General features: G+C 43.6%; 21 protein-coding genes. 7 read left to right on the top strand and 14 right to left on the bottom strand.

Annotation, left to right across the window (positions count from 1 at the left end):
- Positions 1 to 66: 66 nt before the first annotated feature.
- The 6 genes from J1C81_RS09500 to uvrA all read right to left on the bottom strand — a co-directional run bounded on the left by J1C81_RS09500 (position 67) and on the right by uvrA (position 9,495).
- On the bottom strand, positions 67 to 3,774 hold the full coding sequence (locus J1C81_RS09500) for a pullulanase (protein WP_002915905.1): 3,708 nt from the start codon (positions 3,772 to 3,774) through the stop codon (positions 67 to 69).
- A 219-nt stretch (positions 3,775 to 3,993) separates the two neighbouring features.
- Positions 3,994 to 4,425, bottom strand: a complete 432-nt coding sequence (gene nusB, locus J1C81_RS09505; protein WP_002915907.1) for a transcription antitermination factor NusB — start codon at positions 4,423 to 4,425, stop codon at positions 3,994 to 3,996.
- On the bottom strand, positions 4,418 to 4,807 hold the full coding sequence (locus tag J1C81_RS09510; RefSeq protein ID WP_002896484.1) for an Asp23/Gls24 family envelope stress response protein: 390 nt from the start codon (positions 4,805 to 4,807) through the stop codon (positions 4,418 to 4,420). The genes nusB and J1C81_RS09510 overlap by 8 nt, the downstream gene beginning before the upstream one ends.
- A 19-nt stretch (positions 4,808 to 4,826) precedes the next feature.
- Complete coding sequence (gene efp / locus J1C81_RS09515) at positions 4,827 to 5,387, bottom strand: elongation factor P (protein ID WP_002896485.1); 561 nt, start codon at positions 5,385 to 5,387, stop codon at positions 4,827 to 4,829.
- A gap of 61 nt (positions 5,388 to 5,448) precedes the next feature.
- A complete protein-coding gene (locus tag J1C81_RS09520; protein WP_002915908.1) occupies positions 5,449 to 6,510 on the bottom strand; it encodes a M24 family metallopeptidase in 1,062 nt (353 codons plus the stop codon).
- 153 nt (positions 6,511 to 6,663) lie between these two features.
- Positions 6,664 to 9,495: an excinuclease ABC subunit UvrA gene (gene uvrA, locus J1C81_RS09525; protein ID WP_002915909.1), complete on the bottom strand. Its 2,832-nt coding sequence runs from the start codon at positions 9,493 to 9,495 to the stop codon at positions 6,664 to 6,666.
- A 128-nt stretch (positions 9,496 to 9,623) separates the two neighbouring features.
- Between uvrA and J1C81_RS09530 the strand changes: the two genes are divergently transcribed.
- The 4 genes from J1C81_RS09530 to J1C81_RS09545 all read left to right on the top strand — a co-directional run bounded on the left by J1C81_RS09530 (position 9,624) and on the right by J1C81_RS09545 (position 13,605).
- Positions 9,624 to 10,568: a magnesium transporter CorA family protein gene (locus tag J1C81_RS09530; RefSeq protein WP_002896489.1), complete on the top strand. Its 945-nt coding sequence runs from the start codon at positions 9,624 to 9,626 to the stop codon at positions 10,566 to 10,568.
- Positions 10,569 to 10,586: 18 nt separating this feature from the next.
- A complete protein-coding gene (locus tag J1C81_RS09535) occupies positions 10,587 to 11,258 on the top strand; it encodes a DUF1129 domain-containing protein (RefSeq protein WP_002915910.1) in 672 nt (223 codons plus the stop codon).
- 281 nt (positions 11,259 to 11,539) lie between these two features.
- Positions 11,540 to 12,283, top strand: coding sequence for an ABC transporter ATP-binding protein (locus tag J1C81_RS09540; RefSeq protein WP_002915911.1), 744 nt, complete (start codon positions 11,540 to 11,542; stop codon positions 12,281 to 12,283).
- 2 nt (positions 12,284 to 12,285) lie between these two features.
- The gene (locus tag J1C81_RS09545) at positions 12,286 to 13,605 is read left to right on the top strand and encodes a hypothetical protein (protein ID WP_002915915.1); all 1,320 of its coding nucleotides are present in this window, start codon (positions 12,286 to 12,288) and stop codon (positions 13,603 to 13,605) included.
- A 41-nt stretch (positions 13,606 to 13,646) separates the two neighbouring features.
- On the opposite strand, the gene J1C81_RS09550 is transcribed toward J1C81_RS09545, so the two are convergent.
- From J1C81_RS09550 to hutI, 8 genes are all read right to left on the bottom strand, one after another.
- Positions 13,647 to 13,856, bottom strand: a complete 210-nt coding sequence (locus J1C81_RS09550; RefSeq protein ID WP_002915919.1) for a DUF1648 domain-containing protein — start codon at positions 13,854 to 13,856, stop codon at positions 13,647 to 13,649.
- Positions 13,856 to 15,463 (bottom strand): hypothetical protein, encoded by a 1,608-nt coding sequence (locus J1C81_RS09555; protein ID WP_002915920.1) that lies wholly within the window; start codon positions 15,461 to 15,463, stop codon positions 13,856 to 13,858. Before J1C81_RS09555 ends, J1C81_RS09550 begins: the two co-directional genes overlap by 1 nt.
- The gene (locus J1C81_RS09560; RefSeq protein WP_002915921.1) at positions 15,390 to 16,103 is read right to left on the bottom strand and encodes an ABC transporter ATP-binding protein; all 714 of its coding nucleotides are present in this window, start codon (positions 16,101 to 16,103) and stop codon (positions 15,390 to 15,392) included. The genes J1C81_RS09555 and J1C81_RS09560 overlap by 74 nt, the downstream gene beginning before the upstream one ends.
- Positions 16,104 to 16,243: 140 nt before the next feature.
- The gene (locus tag J1C81_RS09565) at positions 16,244 to 16,900 is read right to left on the bottom strand and encodes a TetR/AcrR family transcriptional regulator (RefSeq protein ID WP_002915922.1); all 657 of its coding nucleotides are present in this window, start codon (positions 16,898 to 16,900) and stop codon (positions 16,244 to 16,246) included.
- Positions 16,901 to 16,953: 53 nt separating this feature from the next.
- Positions 16,954 to 17,193: a 30S ribosomal protein S18 gene (gene rpsR / locus J1C81_RS09570; RefSeq protein WP_000068664.1), complete on the bottom strand. Its 240-nt coding sequence runs from the start codon at positions 17,191 to 17,193 to the stop codon at positions 16,954 to 16,956.
- A 36-nt stretch (positions 17,194 to 17,229) separates the two neighbouring features.
- A complete protein-coding gene (locus J1C81_RS09575) occupies positions 17,230 to 17,724 on the bottom strand; it encodes a single-stranded DNA-binding protein (RefSeq protein ID WP_002915923.1) in 495 nt (164 codons plus the stop codon).
- An 11-nt stretch (positions 17,725 to 17,735) separates the two neighbouring features.
- Positions 17,736 to 18,026 carry a 30S ribosomal protein S6 gene (rpsF, locus tag J1C81_RS09580; protein WP_002896497.1) on the bottom strand — a complete coding sequence of 97 codons (291 nt, stop codon included), beginning with the start codon at positions 18,024 to 18,026 and terminating at the stop codon, positions 17,736 to 17,738.
- A gap of 178 nt (positions 18,027 to 18,204) precedes the next feature.
- Positions 18,205 to 19,470 carry an imidazolonepropionase gene (hutI, locus tag J1C81_RS09585; RefSeq protein WP_002910573.1) on the bottom strand — a complete coding sequence of 422 codons (1,266 nt, stop codon included), beginning with the start codon at positions 19,468 to 19,470 and terminating at the stop codon, positions 18,205 to 18,207.
- A gap of 199 nt (positions 19,471 to 19,669) precedes the next feature.
- Here hutI and J1C81_RS09590 point away from each other — a divergent pair, with 199 nt between their 5' ends.
- From J1C81_RS09590 to J1C81_RS09600, 3 genes are all read left to right on the top strand, one after another.
- Positions 19,670 to 21,700, top strand: coding sequence for a urocanate hydratase (locus J1C81_RS09590; RefSeq protein ID WP_002915924.1), 2,031 nt, complete (start codon positions 19,670 to 19,672; stop codon positions 21,698 to 21,700).
- A gap of 114 nt (positions 21,701 to 21,814) precedes the next feature.
- The gene (gene ftcD, locus J1C81_RS09595) at positions 21,815 to 22,714 is read left to right on the top strand and encodes a glutamate formimidoyltransferase (RefSeq protein ID WP_002910575.1); all 900 of its coding nucleotides are present in this window, start codon (positions 21,815 to 21,817) and stop codon (positions 22,712 to 22,714) included.
- A 14-nt stretch (positions 22,715 to 22,728) separates the two neighbouring features.
- Entirely contained in the window at positions 22,729 to 23,355 is a 627-nt protein-coding gene (locus J1C81_RS09600) for a cyclodeaminase/cyclohydrolase family protein (RefSeq protein ID WP_002915926.1), read from the top strand.
- Positions 23,356 to 23,420 lie beyond the last annotated feature (65 nt).

Genomic DNA, 23,420 nt, shown 5'->3' on the forward strand with positions numbered 1-23,420 from the left:
CCATTATCGGAAGTCGTCTTTATTTAGCCATAGTCTAAAAATTCTCACAGGGCATTCATCAAATTATTACTCTTTCTTTCTAAAGGTTAACAGACCGGCCAGGAAAGCAAGGAAGCCACCTAAAAGTGCCAGTAGGGAAGTGCTTGTTCCAGTTTTTGGCAAGGCTTTTTCTGTTTGGCTAGCCACTTCTTTTACTTCTGAAGCCTGAGGTTTTTGCGCATCCAAGGATAAAGCCTGAGGCTGAGCCTTGGCTACAGAAGCGGCAGACAGCTTCTCTTCATGAGCTGCTGGAGCTTGGGATTTTTCTTCCTGAGCTGGGTTAACTTTTCGAAGTCGCAAAATTGTCGCTGTCAGCGGAGCTAGGGCTAAGCCATTGCTGTGTCTGGTGACACCTGCTGGATCAGAAATAGCTGTCACTCCTGCCGTATTGCTATCTGCCACAACCTCTGCACCTGCTAGATGCTTGTAGGCTTCACCAAAGTTGAATTGTCGTTCCTTGGTGTCTGCATTGACAAAGATAGCATAAATATCGCCATTCGCCGCAACCACTTGGTAACCGAGCACGAGGTCTTCTTTCTCAACACCATCCTTGCCAGGCTGGGTGATGAGGGTCACATTTTGCTCCACTTCATCTTTGGAACTGCGGGTAAAGGCATCCGTTGATTTCCGCAAGGCAATCAAGCCTTTCATATAGGCACGGCTCTTGGCATTTTCAGGAAACTTCTCTGAATCAGTCGCCTTAGTCCAGTCAAAGTGGTTGACCGCGTCGCTCGAATCATAAGAATCATGAATGAAATACGGATAGTCAAAGGGCGTGCCGTCTTCATTGGTCAACAAATGCGCTTTGTTTGGAACCTTGTCTTCTGAGACAGGATATTTGTAGGCAGGATCACGGAATTGCTTGGTTCGGCCGTATTCTTGACCAGAGTGGATAAATGGTGTCCCTTGCGAAGTCAAAATCATCAGATTTCCCAGACGCAGGCGGCGATGAATCTCTTGATAATTGGCAGCCACTGCCGGATCTTTCTTGATCGACTGGGCAATGATATCAAAGAGCGTCAGATTATCATGGGCTGCGATGTATTGGATCACATCCCCTGGGCTATCCGCCTCAAAATTTGTTGGCTGCGCCTTGATGTTTTTGAAGACATTTTCCACACTGCGTTTGCCACCGGTGATAAAGGCTGGTGTTCCCTCATTTGGATAACCTGATTTCAAGGTATTGCGAATATCATCCGAGAAAACCGCTACCGTGTCCGTTGACTTCATCCAAGACTGGTCAGCAGGCTGGACAGCTTTATTTTCATCACCTGTATAGGTCTTCCAGCCCTCACCTAGCATAATGAGATTTGGATTAAGCTTCTTGGCTTCTTCGTAGGCTTTTTGGATGGACTCAGCATCATGGTCTCCCATCATATCAAAGCGGAAACCATCTACCTTGTACTGCTCTGTCAGGTACTTGATCGAATCCACCAAGACCCGTCTGCTCATATAGTGAGTAATACCCAAGCGGCCACCGCCAAAGCTGGATCTCGGTGTACCATCCGCATCCATAAAGTGGTAGTAATTGGGCTCCAAATCTTCAAAGATAGAGGTCTTAGCCGTATGATTATAGACCACATCCAGGATAACTCCCATGCCACGCTTATGAATTTCGTTGACAAGGTTTTTGAATTCCTCAATGCGCTTGGCTGGATCTGTCGGCGCGCTGGAGTACATACCTGTCAGCGAGAAGTAGTTTTGCGGGTCATAGCCCCAGTTATAGTTGCTGTTGCTGGAAGCATACTTGTCCATGCGCTCAGCATTTTTCAGCTCATTTACAAAGTAATAACTTAGAACTGGCAAGAGCTGAATGTGAGTCACTCCCAAGTCTTTCAAATAATCTAATTTCTCAATGAAAGCTGAGAAAGTTCCAAATTGAGATTTCAAATCCTTTGAGATAACTGGATCTGAAGTAAAATCACGAACGTGTGCCTCATAAATCAAAGCATCTTCCCGCTTCTTAAAGTTCGGTATAGTAGCATAGGTCAGGTCTTTCGGTCCATATTCACTTGGATCTACAAAGGCTGCCTTGGCAATCTTGTAGGCATCCCCCTTGTCCGCATCTTCACTGTTCCAAGCAGCTAAAGACTTGGCATAAGGATCCAGCACAAGAACCTTTTTGCCACCGCGAGTAATTTCATAATGATAGAAATACCCTCGATAGTCAGAAATCCCCAGACCGCTCTCAGGGGTCAAGCTGCCAGTCCATGTGCCAGATTCCCCTTTTTCCATAGCCAGGCGACCAATGACCTTGTTCTGATCCTCTTTGTCATAGACTACCAATTCAACTTGGTCGGCACTTGGAGACCAGAAGGTTACATCCACTTGTTTGCCCGCTTGAGAAACACGCGCTCCCAAATCACCATCATACTTATAAATACTATCCTTCAGCTGCCAGTTCATGCTGGTTTTGAATTGATCATTGCCATATTTGATAAGGTAAGGTGACTGGGCTTGGTTAAAATCACCGATGAATTTGGCACTTTTGGTCTTAGGATCCAGAACCACATCTTTAACAACGACTTCATGGCCATCTTTGTCTGTAATCTTTAAGTTCTTTAAAATGTCTTCTTTTTTAGCACTTTCTAAGGTAGAAAAGCTGGCTTCAATCTCGGTCAAGCCTATATGCTGGGCTCCCGTCATGCGAATATCGTTGACGAAGTAAGGGTTAGTATAAACTGTCGGATCCGCATCACGCAAGAAAATTTGGCTGTTTTTCTCCAAATTCGCGAAATTATAATCCTGATTTTGAATCTTCACATCATCTCCTGATTTGCTTTCGTCTAGAAGCAAAAAGCCAATCATCTTAGCAGCATCTTTCAAGGGAACATCTACATAGCGACCATATTTCCCAGTATTTTCAAAATCCACTCCGTCAGGCCAATTTTTACTTGGATTTTGGACATCTCCCCAGAGCCAGAGCGACTTCTTATCATACTGGCCATCTGTACGATAGTAGTTGATTCGTACCATCCCTTTTTTCAATGGCTCATAAGTATGAGGTTGATAGTCCGTGTCAAACCAAACCTCATTCATCTGAGGACTGAGCAGTTCGACCGTCTTGTCACCCGTAATATTCTGACCTGCTGTATTATTGATTAGAAGGCTGATTTTGCTTCTTTTCTCAGCCATTTTAACATCAAGATAATAGCCGTAGTCATCTTCTTTAGTAGTCGCAAAGCTAGTCGCTCCGGTTGGCCAACCTCCCTTTTGGCTAGAAGGCGTCTCGACATCATCCCAAGTCCACAGGCCCAAGCTGTCTAGATTTTGTGACGGCAAGGTTTTGAAATGAAAGCGAATATTGCCTTCTTCGATAGCATCTTTTGCCGAAGCTTGCGGCTGACTAACTGGTTCTTGCTTGTCTTTTTCAGTGGAAGCAGCGGTTTCCTTTGCATCTTGCCCAGCTGCTTCCGAACCTGCACTAGCTGGAGCTTGATCTGCTTGCACACCAGTTGGCGCAGCCTGCTCTGAAGCCTCCGCTCCTGAACTATCTGCCTCTCCAGCTTTTTCTTCATCTGCTGACTTAGCTTGGGCTGTCGCATTTGCATCAGAGATTGCTTCTGTTGCAGTGCTGGCCGATGTGCTCACCTCCTCCGCTTGGACTAATTGGGCATTTCCCAGGAGGAAACCTGAGGCAATGACAACAGAGGCTACTCCTACTTTTAAGCAACGAATGCCGAAATAATGACGCTTTTCGCCCATCCGAGACTGTAGGTGATCGTAATTTTTCATAAACAGAAAACTCCTTTATTTTTTCTTATAGAGAACATCTATGCAAACGTTTTCTGTATTTATTATACCGATTCTTTTTCAAGTTGTAAAGGATTTCAATAAGAGTTTTTCTCACTCAGATACTTCATGCTCTCTGAGCAGATTTTGATGAATTATTTCTGATTTAATCTCTGATTTCTAGTAAACAAAAAGGTCAAGACACTTGTCTCGACCTTCATTTTATTCAACGATAAATTGACTCAAAATCCCATTGATGAACTTACTGGACTTTTCGTCAGAGAATTGCTTGGAAAGCTCGATGGCTTCGTTGACTGCTACCAACTGTGGGGTGTCAAACTCTGTAATCTCAAAGATACCCAGACGCAGGATATTTTTCTCTACCAGCGTCAGACGATCCACTGTCCAGCCCTTTTTGAGGTGCTGGGCAATTTTCTTGTCTAAGTCGTCCTTGGACTGGACCACACCAGAGACCAGATTGAGCAAGAAGGCTGGAATATCAGCTTCCGCAGCTTTGTCAGCCTCTTCATCCTTATCATACGAATAAGCAAAGCGGCAAGCTTCTACAAGATCCCCTTCATACTCTAGGCTCATCAGGGCCTGAAAAGCCCGCTGGCGCAGACCTCTTCTGGATTCCAACAGTATATCAGTCATTGAGGAAGTCCTCATCAAATAGATCTTTCAAGTCTGGCTTCGGTGCCTTTTCTGGAACAATGCCTGCCACATGGATATTGACCGCAGACAGCTCTACCTCAGCCATATCAAAAACAGCGCTTTTTACAGCCTTCTGGATTGCTACTGCAACAGTCGGAACGCTGACACCGTATTCCAAATACAGATAGATGTCTACAGTCACATCACCTGTCTCATCTGTATGGAGCGATACTCCCCGACCGAGTGAGCGCATAGAAAGACTGTCTGACATACTCTTATTTGCGAAGGAATAAACACCTTCTACCTTTGCCGTTGCAATGGCAATGATTTTTTCCAAAACACGTGGCGCAATGACGATTTCACCTAATTGTTCAGCTGCCATAGTTATTACCTCTTCTATATTATGCGCGAGAAACGTAAGTTCCTTCTGCAGTGTTGATAATTAATTTTTGTCCAACTTCGATGAAGTCTGGTACGTTGACAACAAGACCTGTCTCAAGTGTTGCTGGCTTACCAGATCCAGTAACAGTAGCTCCCTTGATAGATGGCTGAGTATCTGTTACGACCAATTCAACTGTTGTTGGCACAGTCACACCAATCACTTCTGTTCCGTAGAACTGGATTTTCACATCAGAGTTTTCAAGGATGAATTTCAATTCTTCTTCTACATTGACTACTGGAATTTCATATTGATCGTAAGTCTCAGTATTCATGAAATAAGCAGTGTCATCCATTTGGTACAAGTATTGAGCTGGAACAGTTTCAATAATGGCTTGTTCAAATTTTTCTTCTGGACGGTAGCTGGTATCAAAGGTAGAGCCCGTACGAACATCGCGCAGCTTCATACGCATAATCGTATTTCCCTTACCTGGTTTGTGGTGGCTCGCTTCCAAAACGCGGATGAGTTTCCCATCAGCTGTTTCGAAGGTCATTCCAGCTTTCAGCTTACTTGCTTCAATCATTCTATATTACCTCTTTTTAAAATTATATTTCTACTTATTCTATCATAAAGCCTGATAATTCTCAAATAACAATCAACTCTGTCGGCGCAAGAGTTAGGACTTCGCAGCCTGTTTCTGTGATGAGGAGATCGTCTTCGATGCGGACGCCGTATTTACCGTCCAGATAAATACCCGGCTCATCGGTCAGGACCATGCCGGTCTCAATCGGCTCTTCTGACTTGCCAAAGTAAGGAATTTCATGGATATCCAGGCCGATACCGTGGCCAATCCCATGGCTAAAGTAAGGACCGTAGCCAGCATCGTTAATAATCTGGCGCGGAATCCGGTCAAAATCAATTCGGCTAAGACCAGCCTTGGCTGCTTCTATCAGGGCTTGATTGCTGCGCAGGACAATATCATAGATTTCCCGCTCTTCATCTGTCACTTGCCCCACATGAACAGTCCGCGTCATATCGCTGACATAGTGGTTGTAGTAGCAGCCAAAGTCCATGGTCAGGGTTTCACCCTTTTGAATAACCTTGTCACTAGCCACACCATGCGGCATAGCAGAGCGGTAGCCCGAAGCGATGATGAAGTCAAAAGAGGCACCTGAAGCACCTAGCTGACGCATACGGGCATCTAAAAAGTTCATAACAGCTAGCTCTGTCGTCTCACCGGGCTTTATAAAGTCCAGTACATCTAGGAAGGCTTGGTCCGAAATCTGACAGGCCTTGCGAATGGTCACGATTTCTTGCTCATCTTTAATCATGCGCAAATTTTCAATAAAGGCTGTCATGGGAACCAGCTCGTAGGCCGAGAAGACACTTTCCAGCATTTTGAAATAGGCATAGGAAATCTCGTCATCAAAACCGATTTTTTGTAGCTTGTCGTCTGCAATAATCTTGACAATCTCCCCAATCGCGTCGCGCGTTTCGACAATATCAAAACCTTGGACTACTCCCTTGGCAATCAGCGTATAGCGTGCATCCGTCAGGAAAATCCGACGAGTCTTGCTGATGAAAACCGTCGCTTCTGTACCGCTGAAACCAGTCAGGTAGTAAATATTTTTCAGATTGGTTACTAAAACAGCGTCGCATTCTGTCTGAGCCAATGCTGCTTCAAACTTCTCAACTCTTGTTAACATGAGGCACCTCCATGAAATAACTAAGCTTATTATATCAAAAAACCAGTCAAATAGGACATTTTTTAACAAGTCCTATTCAAGACTTAAATCTGACCAACATTCTCCGACACGAAAAATCCCTGTTCTTTTCTAGAAAAACAGGGATTTGATGTATTATTTCACATGCAGCTTGCCTTTCAAATATTGGCCGGTATAGCTGGCTGGATTAGTAGCGACTTCTTCTGGTGTACCCGTCGCTATGATCGTACCGCCACCGACACCGCCTTCTGGTCCCAAATCAATGATATGGTCAGCCGTCTTGATAACATCCAGATTGTGCTCGATAACGAGGACTGTATTGCCATCGTCCACAAAGCGAGATAACACTTGAAGGAGCTTGGCAATATCTTCAGAATGCAGACCCGTGGTCGGCTCATCCAAGATATAGAAGGACTTACCAGTCGAGCGCTTGTGAAGTTCGCTGGCCAGTTTCATCCGCTGGGCTTCACCACCTGACAAGGTTGTGGCTGGCTGCCCTAGAGTCACATAGCCTAGCCCCACATCCTTGATGGTCTGGAGTTTGCGGGCAATCTTGGGAATATGCTGGAAGAATTCTACCGCATCATTGACCGTCATGTCCAGAACCTGAGCGATATTCTTCTCCTTGTAGTGAACCTCTAGAGTTTCGCTATTATAGCGGGTGCCGTGGCAGACCTCACAGGCCACATAGACGTCAGGCAGGAAGTGCATCTCAATCTTGATAATTCCATCACCCGAGCAAGCCTCACAGCGGCCACCCTTGACGTTAAAGCTGAAACGGCCTTTCTTGTATCCGCGAATCTTGGCTTCGTTGGTCTTGGCAAACAGATCGCGAATATCGTCAAAAACTCCAGTATAAGTAGCCGGATTAGAGCGTGGTGTCCGGCCAATCGGACTTTGGTCAATATCAATCAGTCGATCCACATGCTCAATACCGCTGATTTTCTTAAACTTACCTGGCTTGGCAGAATTACGGTTGAGTTTTTGGGCGATGGCCTTTTTAAGGATAGAATTGACCAGCGTTGACTTACCGGATCCAGAAACTCCTGTCACAGCGATAAATTTGCCCAAGGGGAATCTGGCCGTGATATTCTGCAAGTTATTTTCCTGAGCCCCTGTCACTTCAATAAAGCGGCCATTGCCTACACGGCGGTCCAATGGCACTGGGATTTCGCGCTTACCTGACAGGTATTGGCCAGTGATGGATTTCTTGCTCTTGGCCACTTGTGCAGGAGTGCCCGCTGCGACAATTTCACCACCGAAAACACCGGCTCCTGGTCCCACATCAATCAGCCAGTCAGCCTCCCGCATGGTGTCCTCATCGTGCTCAACCACAATGAGGGTATTTCCTAGGTCGCGCATCTTCTTGAGGCTAGCAATTAGGCGGTCATTGTCACGCTGGTGCAAGCCAATAGAGGGCTCGTCTAGGATATAGAGGACCCCACTCAAGTTAGAACCAATCTGAGTCGCCAGACGAATCCGCTGACTCTCACCTCCTGATAGAGTCCCAGCCGAGCGAGACAAAGTCAGGTAATTAAGGCCAACGTTATTGAGGAAGGTCAGTCGGTCATGAATTTCTTTAAGAATAGGCCGCGCAATCGTAGCTTCGTTGTCAGTCAAGCTAAGCTTGTCCAACTGAACCAGATGATCTGCAATGGACAAGTCTGAAATCTCACCGATATGCAAGCCGTCCTCGCCGCCAACCTTGACAGACAAGGCTTGGGGACTGAGTCGATAACCATGACAAGCCGCACAAGTCAGCTCATTCATATAAGCCCGCATCTGCGTCCGAGTAAAATCACTATTGGTCTCATGGTAGCGACGGTTGATATTGGTGACAACCCCCTCAAAAGGAATGTCAATATCGCGCACGCCGCCAAATTCATTTTCATAGTGGAAATGGAACTCTCGTCCATCTGAGCCAAAGAAAATCAGCTGCTTTTCTTCCTCCGTCAGCTCCTCAAAAGGCTTGTCCATATCAATGCCAAAGGCTGCCATGGCCTGTTCTAGCATCTGCGGATAGTAGTTGGAGGATATGGGATTCCAAGGTGCTAGCGCTCCTTCGCGTAAGGTCTTACCAGCTTCTGGCACAACCACATCTAGATCCACCTCCAGCTTAACCCCCAGACCATCACAGTCCGGACAGGAGCCAAAAGGCGCATTAAAAGAGAAGAGACGTGGCTCTAACTCTGGCACCGTAAAGCCACAGACTGGGCAGGCATAGTGCTCAGAAAAGAGAAGCTCTTGACCGTCCATGGTATCAATAACCACATAGCCCTCAGCAATCCGCAGAGCAGCTTCGACCGAGTCAAAGAGGCGACTGCGCACCCCTTCCTTGATAACAATTCTGTCTACCACAACCTCAATATCATGCTGCTTGCTCTTAGAAAGCTCTGGCACTTCCGTCACATCGTAAATATCGCCATCCACGCGCACACGGACATAACCGTCTTTCTGAATCTTATCAAAAACGGTCTTATGCTGACCCTTTTTCTTGCGGATGACCGGCGCTAATATCTGCAAACGCTGACGATCTGGCAATTCCAAGACCTTGTCAACAATCTGTTCAACAGATGAAGCCGTAATAGCTCCATGACCATTGATACAGTATGGCGTTCCAACACGAGCATAGAGAAGGCGCAGGTAGTCATTGATTTCAGTAGCTGTCCCCACTGTTGAGCGGGGATTTTTACTGGTCGTCTTCTGGTCGATGGAAATAGCCGGGCTGAGACCATCAATCGAGTCTACATCCGGCTTTTCCATATTGCCCAAAAACTGCCGAGCATAGGCCGACAGACTCTCCACATAGCGGCGCTGCCCTTCTGCATAGAGGGTGTCAAAAGCCAGACTGGACTTGCCTGAACCAGACAACCCCGTCACCACGACTAGCTTGTCCCGTGGAATTTCTACATCAATATTTTTTAAATTATGAGCTCGCGCTCCATGAATCACAATTTTATCTTGCATCTTGACCTCGTTTCACTTATAAACCTTCTCCATTATAACAAATTTTTCTGCAAACTTTTGCCCCAAAAGCCTGAATTTGTAGTATAATAGTACGGTATGCAAAAAACACTCTGGAAAGGAAAAAGATCATGAAGCAAGTCTTTTTATCTACTACGACCGAATTCAAAGAGATTGATGCGCTCGAATCAGGCACTTGGATCAATCTTGTCAATCCTTCCCAGAGCGAATCAATCGAAATCGCCAACGCCTTTGGCATTGACATCACTGACCTGCGAGCGCCGCTTGATGCGGAAGAAATGTCTCGGGTCACCATCGAAGATGAGTACACACTGATCATCGTTGACGTGCCCATCACTGAGGAGCGGAATAACCAGACTTACTATGTCACGATTCCCCTTGGTATTATCATCACGGAAGAGGCGATTATTACCACTTGTTTGGAAAAATTACCTCTGCTGGATATCTTCATCCACCGGCGCTTGCGTAACTTCTATACTTTTATGAAGTCACGTTTTATCTTTCAGATTCTCTACCACAATGCCGAGCTATATCTGACAGCCCTGCGCTCCATTGACCGTAAGAGTGAGCAGATTGAAAGCCAACTGCACAAGTCCACACGAAATGAAGAACTGATTGAGCTCATGGAGTTGGAAAAGACCATCGTCTATTTCAAGGCCTCTCTTAAGACAAATGAGCGCGTGATTAAGAAGCTGACCAGCTCTACTAGTAATATCAAGAAATACCTAGAAGACGAGGACTTGCTGGAAGACACCTTGATCGAGACCCAGCAGGCCATTGAGATGGCTGATATCTACGGCAACATCCTCCACAGTATGACTGAGACCTTCGCCTCTATCATTTCTAATAATCAGAACAATATCATGAAAGCCTTGGCTCTGGTGACCATTGTCATGTCTATCCCGACCATGATTTTCTCAGCCTATGGGATGAACTTCAAAAATAACGAACTGCCTCTCAACGGTGAACCACATGCCTTCTGGATTATCATGTTCATCGCCTTTGCCATGAGTGCTTCGGTCATGGCCTATCTCATGCACAAAAAACTATTTTAACCTTTAGAAAGAACGCCTATGTCACAAGTATCCCTCGACAAACTCAGCAAAAAAAACAAAGAATTTATCCATATCGCGACTAATCAACTCCTACAAGATGGCAAATCTGATCAGGAAATCCAGACTATCTTAGAAGGTATTCTACCGGAAATCCTGGAAAATCAAACCAAAGGAATCACTGCCCGCGGCCTCTACGGAGCCCCAACTACTTGGGCAGCTTCTTTGACCGCAAAAGAGCGCTATGATGCCGAGCATCCAAAAGAAAATGACGATCCTAAATGGATGATGCTGGACTCTGTCCTCTTTATCTTTGGTTTCTTTACCCTCCTGACCTCAATCGTCAATCTAGCTTCCTCTCAGCCATCTGTCTATGGACTGACGACTCTCGTACTCGGAAGCATCGTCGGTGGCCTTTCTTTCTATGCCCTCTACCACTTTATCTACCGTTTCTACGGACCAGATAAGGACCGCAGTCAGCGCCCTAAACTGCTCAAGTCTATCCTTACAATGGCAGCGGCTATTCTCCTCTGGAGCATGTCCATCGTATTGACTAGTCTCCTGCCTGAATTCCTCAACCCCCGTCTATCCAATATCGTAGTTGCTATTGTCGGCGCTATTACCCTAGTCCTGCGTTTCTATCTCAAAAAACGCTTCAACATCAAGAGTGCGACTATGGGACCGACGAGATAAGATAATAAAACGAGTCTGAAATATAAAATTTAGACTCGTTTTAATTTAGCACTTATTCTTAGAAAGTACAAAAACAAATTGATAAAACGCTTGCAAACTCATTTTTAAGAGAGGTATAATAGAATGGGTTAGTTGTTTGATGAATTATTTTCTAATTTAGAAAGCAATAATTCATATTCCATTCACGACACTCTTTTTAATTTAAACATTTTATTTATAACTGACATATGTAAGCTAGAGAATGGTAAGCTTGTGAAAATAAAGTAATTGGAGGTAAAATCATGATGAAAGCTGCAGATATTTTGCAAGTAAAAGAATTATACCATCAATTCTCGCTTGGAAATAATAAAACTTTACCTGTGTTAAAAAATATATCGCTCTCCGCTTCAAGAGGCGAGTTTATCAGTATTCTGGGGATTAGTGGTTCTGGAAAAACAACACTATTAAAGTGTATCTCCAGTTTATTAAAGCCAACCAGTGGAAAAGTAATGTTGAATCGAATAAATCCTTATAATATCGGAAATTCAAAATTATCAAGTTTAAGACGCAACGATATAGCCTTTATTTTCCAATCCTATAATCTAGTACCATCTTTACCAGTTTTTGAAAACATAGTCCTCCCTTTAAGATTATCTGGAAAAAAGATAAATACTAAAGAAATCAAAAATCTACTTGAACGGATGAAGTTTAATGCAGGCTTAAATGATTTTGTAAATACCTTGTCAGGTGGGGAACAACAAAAGGTAGCCATTGCTCGCGCTATTGTCGCGGACAGTGATATAATTTTTGCTGATGAGCCAACCGGAGCACTAGATAGTGTCTCACGTGAAGTAATCTTCGAATTATTAAGAGAGCTTGTTACAGCAGGGAAATGCGTCATAATGGTAACTCATGATATTGAATTAGCTTCAAAAACTGACCGAGCGCTAATCCTAAAAGATGGAGAAATTTTTAAAGAACTACAAAATCCTAAAGGAGAGGAACTTTATAAAATACTAGAAGTACATTCATCTAAGGAGGAGTAGAAATGCTTAAATTAATACAATATCAGTTTCAACATAATAAAAAACAATGGTTAGGCATTTCTCCTGTAATTTTTGTTTCTAGCCTAGTTATAGGTTTGGCGATCAACAGATATATTAATGTCGATATTAACTCACAAGCTTTCGCAGGACTCCCAGATCCAAAACCTATTTTTATGTTTCCAGTAGTATTTGGAGGAATAACGTTATTCTTTGCAATTTCTGCTTTAATAAATATGCTAATTGAAATGTTCAAAGATGATTATACGCTTCTAGCTGTACTAGGTGCAAGCCGATTTCAACTCTCGTTCTTGGTCGGGGGACAGCTATTTATAATATCGTCATTAGTTAGTTTTGTTGCATATTTATGTTCTATCCCTATCACATCTAGTTATTACTATTTTTTACAATATTTTTTCGGAAAAAATGTTTTACCTGATATTCAGTTCCAAATGAGCTTATTAGGCTGTGTAATAACAGTCTTGCTCATTTCGCTTCTAGCATTTTTTAGCGGCTGCTACTATACCTTTAAAGGTATTAAAGAAAAAAATACTACTAAATTCAAACATATATTATCCATTATGATAAAAGGGAGCCTACTATGCACTTTAATAATGATTTGGGGAGCCTTATTCTATCAAATCTTTCAGGATAATACTATCTTAATGAGAGCCCAACTAATTTTCAATATTGTCATTTTAGACATTGTTATTATTTACCAAGTATCTCCATACCTACAAATATTATTTATCAAGTTGTTTTCAAAATCGATTTTTAGAAGCAAATTCATGTTTATTTCTTCAAAATGGAATTTATTATTTCGTAAACCATATATAAAGTCTGTTAGCGCTGCAATTATTGGAGCAATACTCCTAATTTCTAGTTTTCAAATGATATCTCAGAACATATTAGCACAATTTCAAAACAATAGTGACTTAGAGATGAAAGTATCATTCATTGTTTATGTAGGTGCCCCTATTCTTATTGTGCTAGGAAATATCATTTCTATTGCATTTCTATCCTCTTACCAAGAAAAGAGCGAAATAAATCAATTTGAAATTTTAGGTGTTTCAAACTATCAAATGATAATGGTTAAATTAGGGGAATCTCTGTTTTTAACAATAGTTATCGCAGCAATTTCTCTGCTATTAACTATTAAGATCCTAGCATTGATATATTACTCTCTAAACGGAGTTTCTCTCAAGGAGTTAAATTATTCTGGCTTAATACTTTCTAACATAACAATCTCCACAATATTATTCGTTTTGTTATTCCTGACTAAAAGCTTTTATTTTATCTATAAAACTAATAAAAATAATTGCTAGTCATTTACAATTTATTGATGAGACAAACTATCAAAAAGAGGTCAGTGACCTCTTTTTGATTTGTTTCGAAAATATTTCCAATAAAGAGAGTAGGGAATGGGCAAACTGAGAATCAAGCAAAAGCGATTGACAACAATGTCCGCCTTTCCTGCGCTGTTAAAATGAATGGGCACTTGCTCTGGCAGCAGGCAGATAATCAAAAATATGATTACTGCTAAGAAAAACAAAACGAATAAATCTTTCTTTTTCATTAGCCATGGACCTCCTTAAAATATCCTTGTTTTATTAAATGCCTATAAAGGACGACTGTCAAAAGCAAAAGTTCAAGAGCTGAGATTCGCAGCGAAATCTCCAAGTCCATACCAAATAGTAAGGATAAGCAAAGAGGGAACACAAGAACCAAGATGCCAATTCCTCCAGACAAGATAGTCGAAAAACTTTGCTTAATAACAATCATTTCATTGTCCCAGATGAACTTAGGATAATGAAAATTGACCACAAGTCCCTGAAGAGCTGTAAATAGAGAATAAGCCAGTGAAACAAGGACCAAATCCACTACTTGCAAGCCTCCTAGCGAGAAACGCCAAACCAGAACAGGCAAGCCCAGCAGCAAGGCTGTGCAGTGTAAGGACACCGTCAAGGCCAGCTTTGCCATCATTATATGCCTCATAGAAACCGGGAGTGTCTGAAGCAGCCAAATCTCTTCCCCCTCCAAGGAAATACTGACAGCTGCAGGATTGGAAATACTGAGACAGCCAGCCAGTAATAGGGGTAAAAATTCTCGGCTATCTCTGAGTACAATCGAAGAAAAGAGGACATCAGGGCTCATAAAACAAAGTGAGATGGCTAAAACGATGATTAAAATGGTTCCCAGTCCACTATTGAGCATATAAAGATAGGAACTCATAAAATTCGCAATTTCTCTCCTATAAAGAGCCATAAAGGGAGACTTCTGCCGGCTTCTATAGACTTTGCTTTCTGACTTCACCCCTGTTATCATCTGATTTATTTTTAAATAATTTCTACTTAAATACCTTAGAAAAAGTCCTGTCAGCGCAAAAGATATAAGCATCAACAGAAGGCTAGGCCACCAAAAATGCTGAGAGTTAAAAAACAAGCTTGTCGGAGGATAGAGAGAAGTCAGCTGCTTGGTAAGCAAGAGACCAACATTTTCCGCTGACAGTCCGGCTCTCATAGCCCACATACTGCCTGTTGCCAGCCCCAAAAGCAAGAGTAGAGAAAAAAGGAAGGCAACTAGATTTTTATGAGGGGCCTTTGAGGCTATGTAGGCAACGCACAAGCCAAGTAAAGAGGCTAAACAGAGAGGTAAAAGAGGAACAAATCCCATTAAAAGCAGATAAAGAAGCAACTCCAACAAGGACGCACCATATCCAAACCAAACGAGGCCTGCTGGAAGCATGAGAAGGACGGAAAACACACTGTTCAAAAGATAAAGAAAAGCGTATTTCTCATAGACGATTTCTCTAATACTGAGCGGCAATACGATGAGCCTGTCAAGTTCCTCTTGGTCAAACAAGATGCCATTTGACTGCATCAGACTGAAAAAGAAAATAATAAAACTAACCAAGGCAATCATATAGGCTGGAATCAAATTTGCCTGCCCCAACCTGACCAAACTCAAAGCCGTCAAAAGGTTATAGCCTGAAAATAGCAAAACAAGCAAGAAGAGCAGACCCAGCTTAAAACACCTAATCAATCCTCCTTTCCTTAAATCATTAAGCGAAAATGTGCTGTATAATTGTACTTTTAAAAGCAAAAGAATATTAGTCATCTTCCTGTAACTCCATAAATACTTGTTCCAAACTGGATGTCCCCTTAACTTCAGAGGTCCTTCCATTAGCCACCAAACGTCCCTTTTGCAGAATTGCTACCTTATTGCAGAGTTCTTCCGCAACCTCTAAAACGTGAGTAGAAAAGAAAATCGCATGCCCTTGATCGGCTAACTCTCTCATGATCTGCTTAAAATAATATGCGCCTTTCGGATCTAAACCGACAAAAGGTTCATCTAAAATCAGTAATTCTGGCTCATGCAAGAGGGCCGCTATTAGTGCCAATCGTTGCTTCATTCCATGTGAATAAGCCGATATCAACTGATCCAAAGACGTATCCAGCTCAAACATTTTAGAATACTTTTCTATAGCTGCTTGCCTCTTTTCCATAGAAACCCTATAAATGTCTGCTACAAAATCCAAAAACTGCCTTGCTGTCAGATTTTTATAAAGGTCTGGGTTATCCGGCAGAAACGCCATCTTTTTCTTACAAAGCAAGGGCTCCTTACTGATAGAGTACCCGCAGATATAAATCTCTCCTTTATCAAAATCATGAATCCCCACAATGGACTTAATGGTGGATGTCTTACCTGCTCCATTAGCGCCGATGAAGCCATAAATATCTCCAGGCTCCACCATCAGACTAAGATCATCCACAGCCTTTTTACCATTGCTATATACTTTTGTTAAATGTTCTATTTTTAACATGAATTTCTCCTTTTATTTGAACTGACATTTTGTCAGTTTTAGCGTAAAATTTATTAAAATTTAGATTAAGAGATTGAAGGCTTGAACTGACATTTTGTCAGTTATGTTTCTAAATAAAAGGCAGAAAACTGCCGATTATTCTAAAAAATAGATTCTTCTAATCCTAAGCTTCTTTCTAGGATTGCCTGGAAGCTGGTGAGATAATCCTGCAAAGTTTCTGGTTTTTCCTGACTCATCTTGATATCATTGGACACAAATACGTAGGCAGTCATGAGAAAAGAAGCCGTCTCATGCGGATATTTTAAATGAAAATCTCCAGATTTCTGACCTTCCTCCAAGATATGAGTGAAGAAAACAATCATCCGCTCACAGAGTCTATGATAAAAGCGATCCAAGACATAACGATTGGTCTCTAAATTGACTGTTTCCTGCAAGACTTGATTTTCCTGTGTTCTGCTCTCCTCTGGGATAAGGGTTGCCTCAATAAAAGTTCTGATTTTTTCCTTAGCTCCGACATTTGGCTGATAGCTGATTGTTTCGAGCTTTCTCAGCAAGGGCTCAGAGTTCTTTTCAATCAGACAATAGAGAATGTCTTCCTTATCCTTAAAATGATAGTAAAGCAGGCCTCGAGAAATTCCAAGCTTATCAATAATGTCTTGAGTTCTAGTCTTTAGATAGCCCTTTTGGGCAAAGAGCTGCAAGGCTGCAGACATAATCTCTGCCCGCCGTACCTCTACTTCCTTGACATCACGCATGATTTCTGCCTCCTTGTGGTCAGTATAGCACTCCACTGACATTTTGTCAATGATGAAATAAAAAAACAGCAAGCCAGAGCCTGCTGCTAATCTAATTAGTCTTCATTTACGAAAGGCATCAAAGCCATTACGCGAGCGCGTTTGATAGCTGTTGTTACTTTACGTTGGTTTTTAGCTGAAGTTCCTGTTACGCGACGAGGAAGGATTTTCCCACGTTCTGAAACGAAACGGCTAAGAAGCTCAGTATCTTTGTAATCAACATATTCAATTTTGTTCGCTGCGATGTAATCAACTTTTTTACGGCGTTTGAATCCGCCACGACGTTGTTGAGCCATGTGTTTTCTCCTTTATATTATAGTTAGATTCGATCCTTAGAAAGGTAGATCGTCGTCTGAGATATCCATCGGGTTAGAATTACCAAATGGGCTCTCATCACGAGAAAAGTTCGGTACTTGGTTAGACGAGTCTGCACTGCCATAACTTGAAGCAGAGCTGCCGCCGAAGCTGTTTCCACCGTAACCGCCAGATGACTGACCTTCACGATTAGAGCGACTTTCCAAGAGTTGGAAATTGTCCGCAACAACTTCTGTGACATAGACACGCTGGCCTTGCTGATTCTCGTAGTTACGCGTTTGAATACGGCCTGTAATTCCGATCAGGGCTCCTTTTTTAGCCCAGTTTGCAAGATTTTCTGCCTGTTGGCGCCAGATGACAACATTGATAAAGTCTGCTTCTCGCTCGCCACTTTGATTTTTAAAGTTGCGATTGACAGCCAGAGTAAATGTTGCGACCGCTTGGTTCTGCGGAGTATAGCGAAGCTCGGCATCACGGGTCATGCGACCCACCAGTACAACGTTATTAATCATAGTTTACCTTCTTAAGCGTCAAGTTTGACGATCATGTGACGAAGAATGTCAGCGTTGATTTTTGAAAGACGGTCAAACTCTTTAAGAGCTGCATCGTCGTTAGCTTCAACGTTAACGATGTGGTAAAGTCCTTCACGGAAATCTTGGATTTCGTATGCAAGACGACGTTTTTCCCAGTCTTTTGATTCAACAACAGTTGCACCATTGTCAGTCAAGATAGAGTCAAAGCGTGCTACCAAAGCGTTTTTAGCTTCTTCTTCAATGTTTGGACGAATAATATAAAGAATTTCGTATTTAGCCATTGATTTTTCCTCCTTTTGGTCTAATGACCCCAAGACTTTGCAAGGGGTAAGTGAGGTTTGCTCACAAATAACTATTATAGCAGACTTCCAGCAGAATGGCAAGGGAAAATTTTGATATAAAGAAAACTCTCCCTGTCACCAGAGAGAGTCCGAAAAATACGATTCGTTTTTAGAGACGCTAGACAATTCTACCTTGATCGACGACCAGTTTTCCTGCCTTGTAGACCTGATGGGTCAGGTTAGTCGCAAAGAAATAAAGTGGATAGTCAATATTCTTAGCATCTAGAATGGTAATGTCAGCCTGCTTGCCAGTATCAAAGCTACCAATCTTATCTTGGCGGTTAACTGAGTAGGCTGCATTGATGGTTACAGCATTGAGAACTTCTACTGGTGTCAGACGCATCATAAAGCAGCCCAGCTGCATGACGAACTGCAGGTTAGCTGTTGGACAGGAGCCTGGATTGCTGTCGGTAGTCAGGGTGATGGCCATACCAGCTTCCAGCATCTTGCGAGCTGGTGCATAGGTATCTTCCATCAGACTGAAGGTAGTTGCTGGTAGGAGATTCCCGATAACCTTGGCTTCTGCCATCTTGCAAATGCCCTCATCGGTCGCTACCATCAAGTGCTCTGCACTAGTTGCTCCTAGTTCAGCTGCTACATCTACTCCACCGATAGACTCGATTTCATCAGCATGGATACGAAGCTTGAAGCCCATTTCTTTAGCCTTAGAAAGCAGGTAGCGTGACTCGTCAGCTGTAAAGACGCCTTTTTCACAGAAAATATCACAGAATTCAGCTAGATTTTCTGCCTTTACCCGAGGCAACATTTCCTCGACGATGAGTTCCAGATATTCCTGAGAACGTCCCTTGTATTCTGGTGGAACGGCGTGGGCAGCCATAAAGGTCGAAACCAAATCAATATCGTGGTCACGGTCCAAAGCCCCAACGACATCCAGCTGGCGCTTCTCTGTTTCCCAGTCCAGACCATAGCCACTCTTGGCCTCAACAGTCGTTACCCCATGCAGTAGCATATAGTCCAGCAGCCTCTTGGACTTATCATAGAGAGTGTCAAAAGAAGCTTCTCGCGTTGCCCGGACTGTACTGAGAATACCGCCGCCTTGGGCAAGAATTTCCAGATAAGGGACTCCGGCTAATTTCTTAGCAAATTCATGCTCCCGGCTGCCGCCATAGACCAAGTGAGTGTGACAGTCGATCAAGCCAGGTGTGGCAATCTTGCCCTCATAAGACTGAATCTTAGTATCTGGTCCAACAAGACTGGCATCCGGCTCTCCGCTGCCAACCACTAGGATTTTGCCGTCTTTGACTGCAATGTAGCCGTCTTCTAACACTTGAGCTTCCTTCATCTCTGCTCCAAAAAGGGGATGGCCGAGGTCCTTGGGACAGAAGACTTGATTAAAGTGAGTTAATAGTAAATCAGCAGTCATGCTTGTTCCTCCATTTCATTTTCCGACATATTTGCTTTTCATCATAATACACTATCGTCAAATTATAGTCAAAAGCTTGTAAAAGATAGGAGCCCCACTTTTTTTACTGTTTTTGTCATTTTCTTGACTCTTTATGGACGGGAGTCTTATAGAATGTAGGAGAAAGATATTTTACACTTGACTAAAAGGAGGATTTTTCATGTCATACTTTAGCGAAAATGAAATTGCAGCAGCAATGACCGTCAAATTAGACGATGTACTGCCTGAAAAAACAGTTTTCCAAGAAGGCATCCGCCGAGCACCTGACCGGGGCTTCCGTTTGACTCAAGCTCAAACCGAAATTGCTTTAAAAAATGCCCTTCGCTATATTCCAAAGAGATTCCATGAGGAAGTAATTCCAGAATTCTTAGAAGAACTGAAGACTCGCGGACGGATTTATGGCTACCGCTGGCGTCCAAAAGAACGCATCTACGGCAAACCAATTGATGAATATAAAGGGAACTGTACTGCGACCAAAGCTATGCAGGTCATGATTGACAACAACCTGAGCTTTGAAATCGCCCTTTATCCTTATGAATTGGTTACCTACGGAGAAACTGGATCTGTCTGCGCTAACTGGATGCAGTATAACCTGATCAAGAAATACTTGGAAATCATGACCGACCATCAAACCTTGGTCGTGGAATCTGGCCATCCACTTGGACTTTTCAAATCTAAACCAGAAGCTCCGCGTGTTATCATCACCAATGGCCTCTTGGTCGGTGAATACGACAACATGAAGGACTGGGAAATTGCAGAAGAAATGGGCGTGACCAACTATGGTCAAATGACAGCTGGCGGCTGGATGTACATCGGCCCTCAAGGCATCGTCCATGGTACTTTCAACACCCTCCTCAATGCTGGGCGCTTGAAACTGGGTGTAGCTGATGATGGCGACCTGACTGGCAAACTCTTCATCTCTTCTGGTCTGGGCGGCATGAGTGGAGCTCAAGGGAAAGCGGCCGAAATTGCTAAAGCTGTGGCAATCGTAGCTGAAGTAGACCAATCTCGGATTGAAACTCGTCATTCACAAGGCTGGATTAGCCAATTGGCTGAAAGTCCGAAGGAAGCTATCGACTTGGCTCAAAAAGCTCTGGAAGCTGGCGAATCAACTTCTATTGCCTATCACGGTAACATCGTAGACCTCTTGGAATACGTCAACGAGAACAATATCCATGTCGATTTGCTGTCTGACCAAACTTCTTGCCACAATGTCTATGACGGCGGCTACTGTCCAGCTGGTATCAGCTTTGAAGAGCGGACTCGCCTTCTGGCTGAAGACAAGGAAACATTTGCTAAGTTGGTTGACCAAACCTTGGAACGTCACTTCAAGGCAATCAAGACCCTGACTAGCAATGGTACCTACTTCTTTGACTATGGTAATGCCTTTATGAAGGCAGTCTATGACTCTGGCATCAAGGAAATTTCTAAGAATGGCTTTGACGATAAAGACGGCTTCATTTGGCCATCTTATGTAGAAGATATCATGGGCCCAATGCTCTTTGACTATGGTTATGGTCCTTTCCGTTGGGTATGTCTGAGCGGTAAGCACGAAGACCTAGTCGCTACTGACCATGCAGCTATGGAAGTGATCGATCCTAACCGTCGCTACCAAGATCGCGATAACTATAACTGGATCCGCGATGCAGAAAAGAACCAGCTGGTTGTTGGAACTCAGGCTCGGATTCTCTACCAAGACTGTATGGGACGCGTCAATATCGCCCTCAAGTTCAATGAATTAGTCCGCGAAGGCAAGATTGGTCCTGTCATGATTGGCCGTGACCACCACGACGTATCCGGTACTGACTCTCCATTCCGCGAAACTTCTAATATTAAGGACGGTTCCAATGTCACCTGCGACATGGCCGTGCAATGTTACGCTGGTAATGCAGCTCGCGGTATGAGTCTGGTAGCTCTCCACAACGGTGGCGGAACTGGTATCGGTAAAGCAATCAACGGTGGCTTTGGCTTGGTACTGGACGGTAGCGAACGCATTGATGAAATCATCAAATCTGCTATCGCTTGGGATACAATCGGCGGAGTCGCTCGTCGTAACTGGGCACGTAATGAGCATGCCATCGAAACTGCTATCGAGTACAACCGCCTCCACCAAGGAACAGACCACATTACCATTCCATACTTAACTGACGAAGATTTGGTCAAAGAATCTGTTAAGAAGTTGTTCGAATAAGAAAAACTTGTCCCCCGACTTCCGACCTGAGCTGGGTGTCAACCTGGCTCAAACGGAAGTTCCACTTTATCTACTTTGTAAATTTTAATAACATATAACACGAGGTAATATCTTATGGCAAAAATTGTTGAATGTATTCCTAACTTTTCTGAAGGCCGCAACCAAGCGGTCATTGACGGTCTAGTGGAAACAGCTAAGAGCGTGCCAGGCGTAACACTTTTGGACCACTCTTCTGATGCCAGCCACAATCGCAGCGTCTTTACCTTGGTCGGTGATGACCAAAACATTCAGGAAGTTGCCTTCCGTTTGGTTAAATACGCTTCTGAAAATATTGACTTGACCAAGCACCAGGGTGAACACCCTCGTATGGGCGCAACTGATGTCCTGCCTTTTGTACCGATCAAGGACATCACAAGTGAGGAATGCGTAGAAATTGCGAAGACCGTATCTGAGCGGATCAACCGTGAACTCGGTATCCCTATCTTCCTCTATGAAGATGCAGCGACTCGTCCAGAGCGTAAGAACTTGGCTAAGGTTCGTAAAGGACAATTTGAAGGCATGCCTGAAAAACTCTTGGAACCTGACTGGGCGCCTGACTACGGTGAAAGAAAGATTCACCCAACTGCTGGTGTTACTGCTGTCGGAGCTAGAATGCCACTCATCGCCTACAACATCAACTTGGATACAGACAATCTGGAAATTGCCAACAATATTGCCAAAGTCATCCGTGGATCAAGCGGTGGTTACAAGTACTGTAAAGCTATCGGCGTTATGCTGGAAGACCGCAACATTGCTCAGGTTTCTATCAACATGGTCAATCTGGAAAAATTCCCACTCTATCGTGTCTTTGAAACTGTTCGCTTTGAAGCCAAGCGCTACGGAGTTGGAATCCTCGGCTCAGAAGTCATCGGTTTGGCACCAGCCAAGGCTTTGATTGACGCAGCAGAATACTATCTGCAAATCGAAAACTTTGACTACGGCAAGCAAGTTCTGGAAAACCATTTGCTGGGCTAGGAGGACTGAAACATATGAAATTAGTAGATTTAAGCTTGACAGAATTTGCCCAGGTCCTAGGCTCAGATGCTCCTGCACCTGGCGGTGGCTCTGTCGCTGCTCTTTCCGCAGCGAACGGTATTTCCCTGACTAAGATGGTCTGTGAATTGACCCTTGGCAAGAAAAAATACGCAGAATTTGAAGCAGAAATTGCTCAAGTGCACGCAGAAAGTGCCCGCCTGCAAGAAAACCTGCTCGCAGCTATTGACAAGGACACTGAAGCCTTCAATCTAGTCTCCGCCGTCTTTGATATGCCTAAAGAAACAGACGAAGACAAGGCTGCCCGTCGAGAGGCGATGCAGCAAGCCCTCAAGGAAGCGACCAAGTCGCCTTATGGCATGATGGAAGACATCTTTGCTGCCCTGCAAACAACTCAAAAAGCTGTTGGCAAGTCCAATACCAATGCTGCCAGCGACCTGGGAGTAGCAGCTCTCAATCTTAAGGCTGGTCTGCAGGGGGCTTGGCTCAATGTCCTCATCAATCTGTCAGGTGTCAAGGATGAAGCATTCGTCGCAGACTACCGCAGCAAGGGTGAAGACCTCCTGCAAAAAGGCTGCGCTCTAGCCGATGAAATTTATCAAGAAATTTTGAAAGTTGTCTAATAGATAAACGGAAGAGAAACCCACTCTTTCCCATGAATGGACTTTCTTTTCTCAAGAGGTAACAA

It is taken from the genome of Streptococcus sanguinis (assembly GCF_050225395.1).
Lineage (GTDB): Bacteria > Bacillota > Bacilli > Lactobacillales > Streptococcaceae > Streptococcus.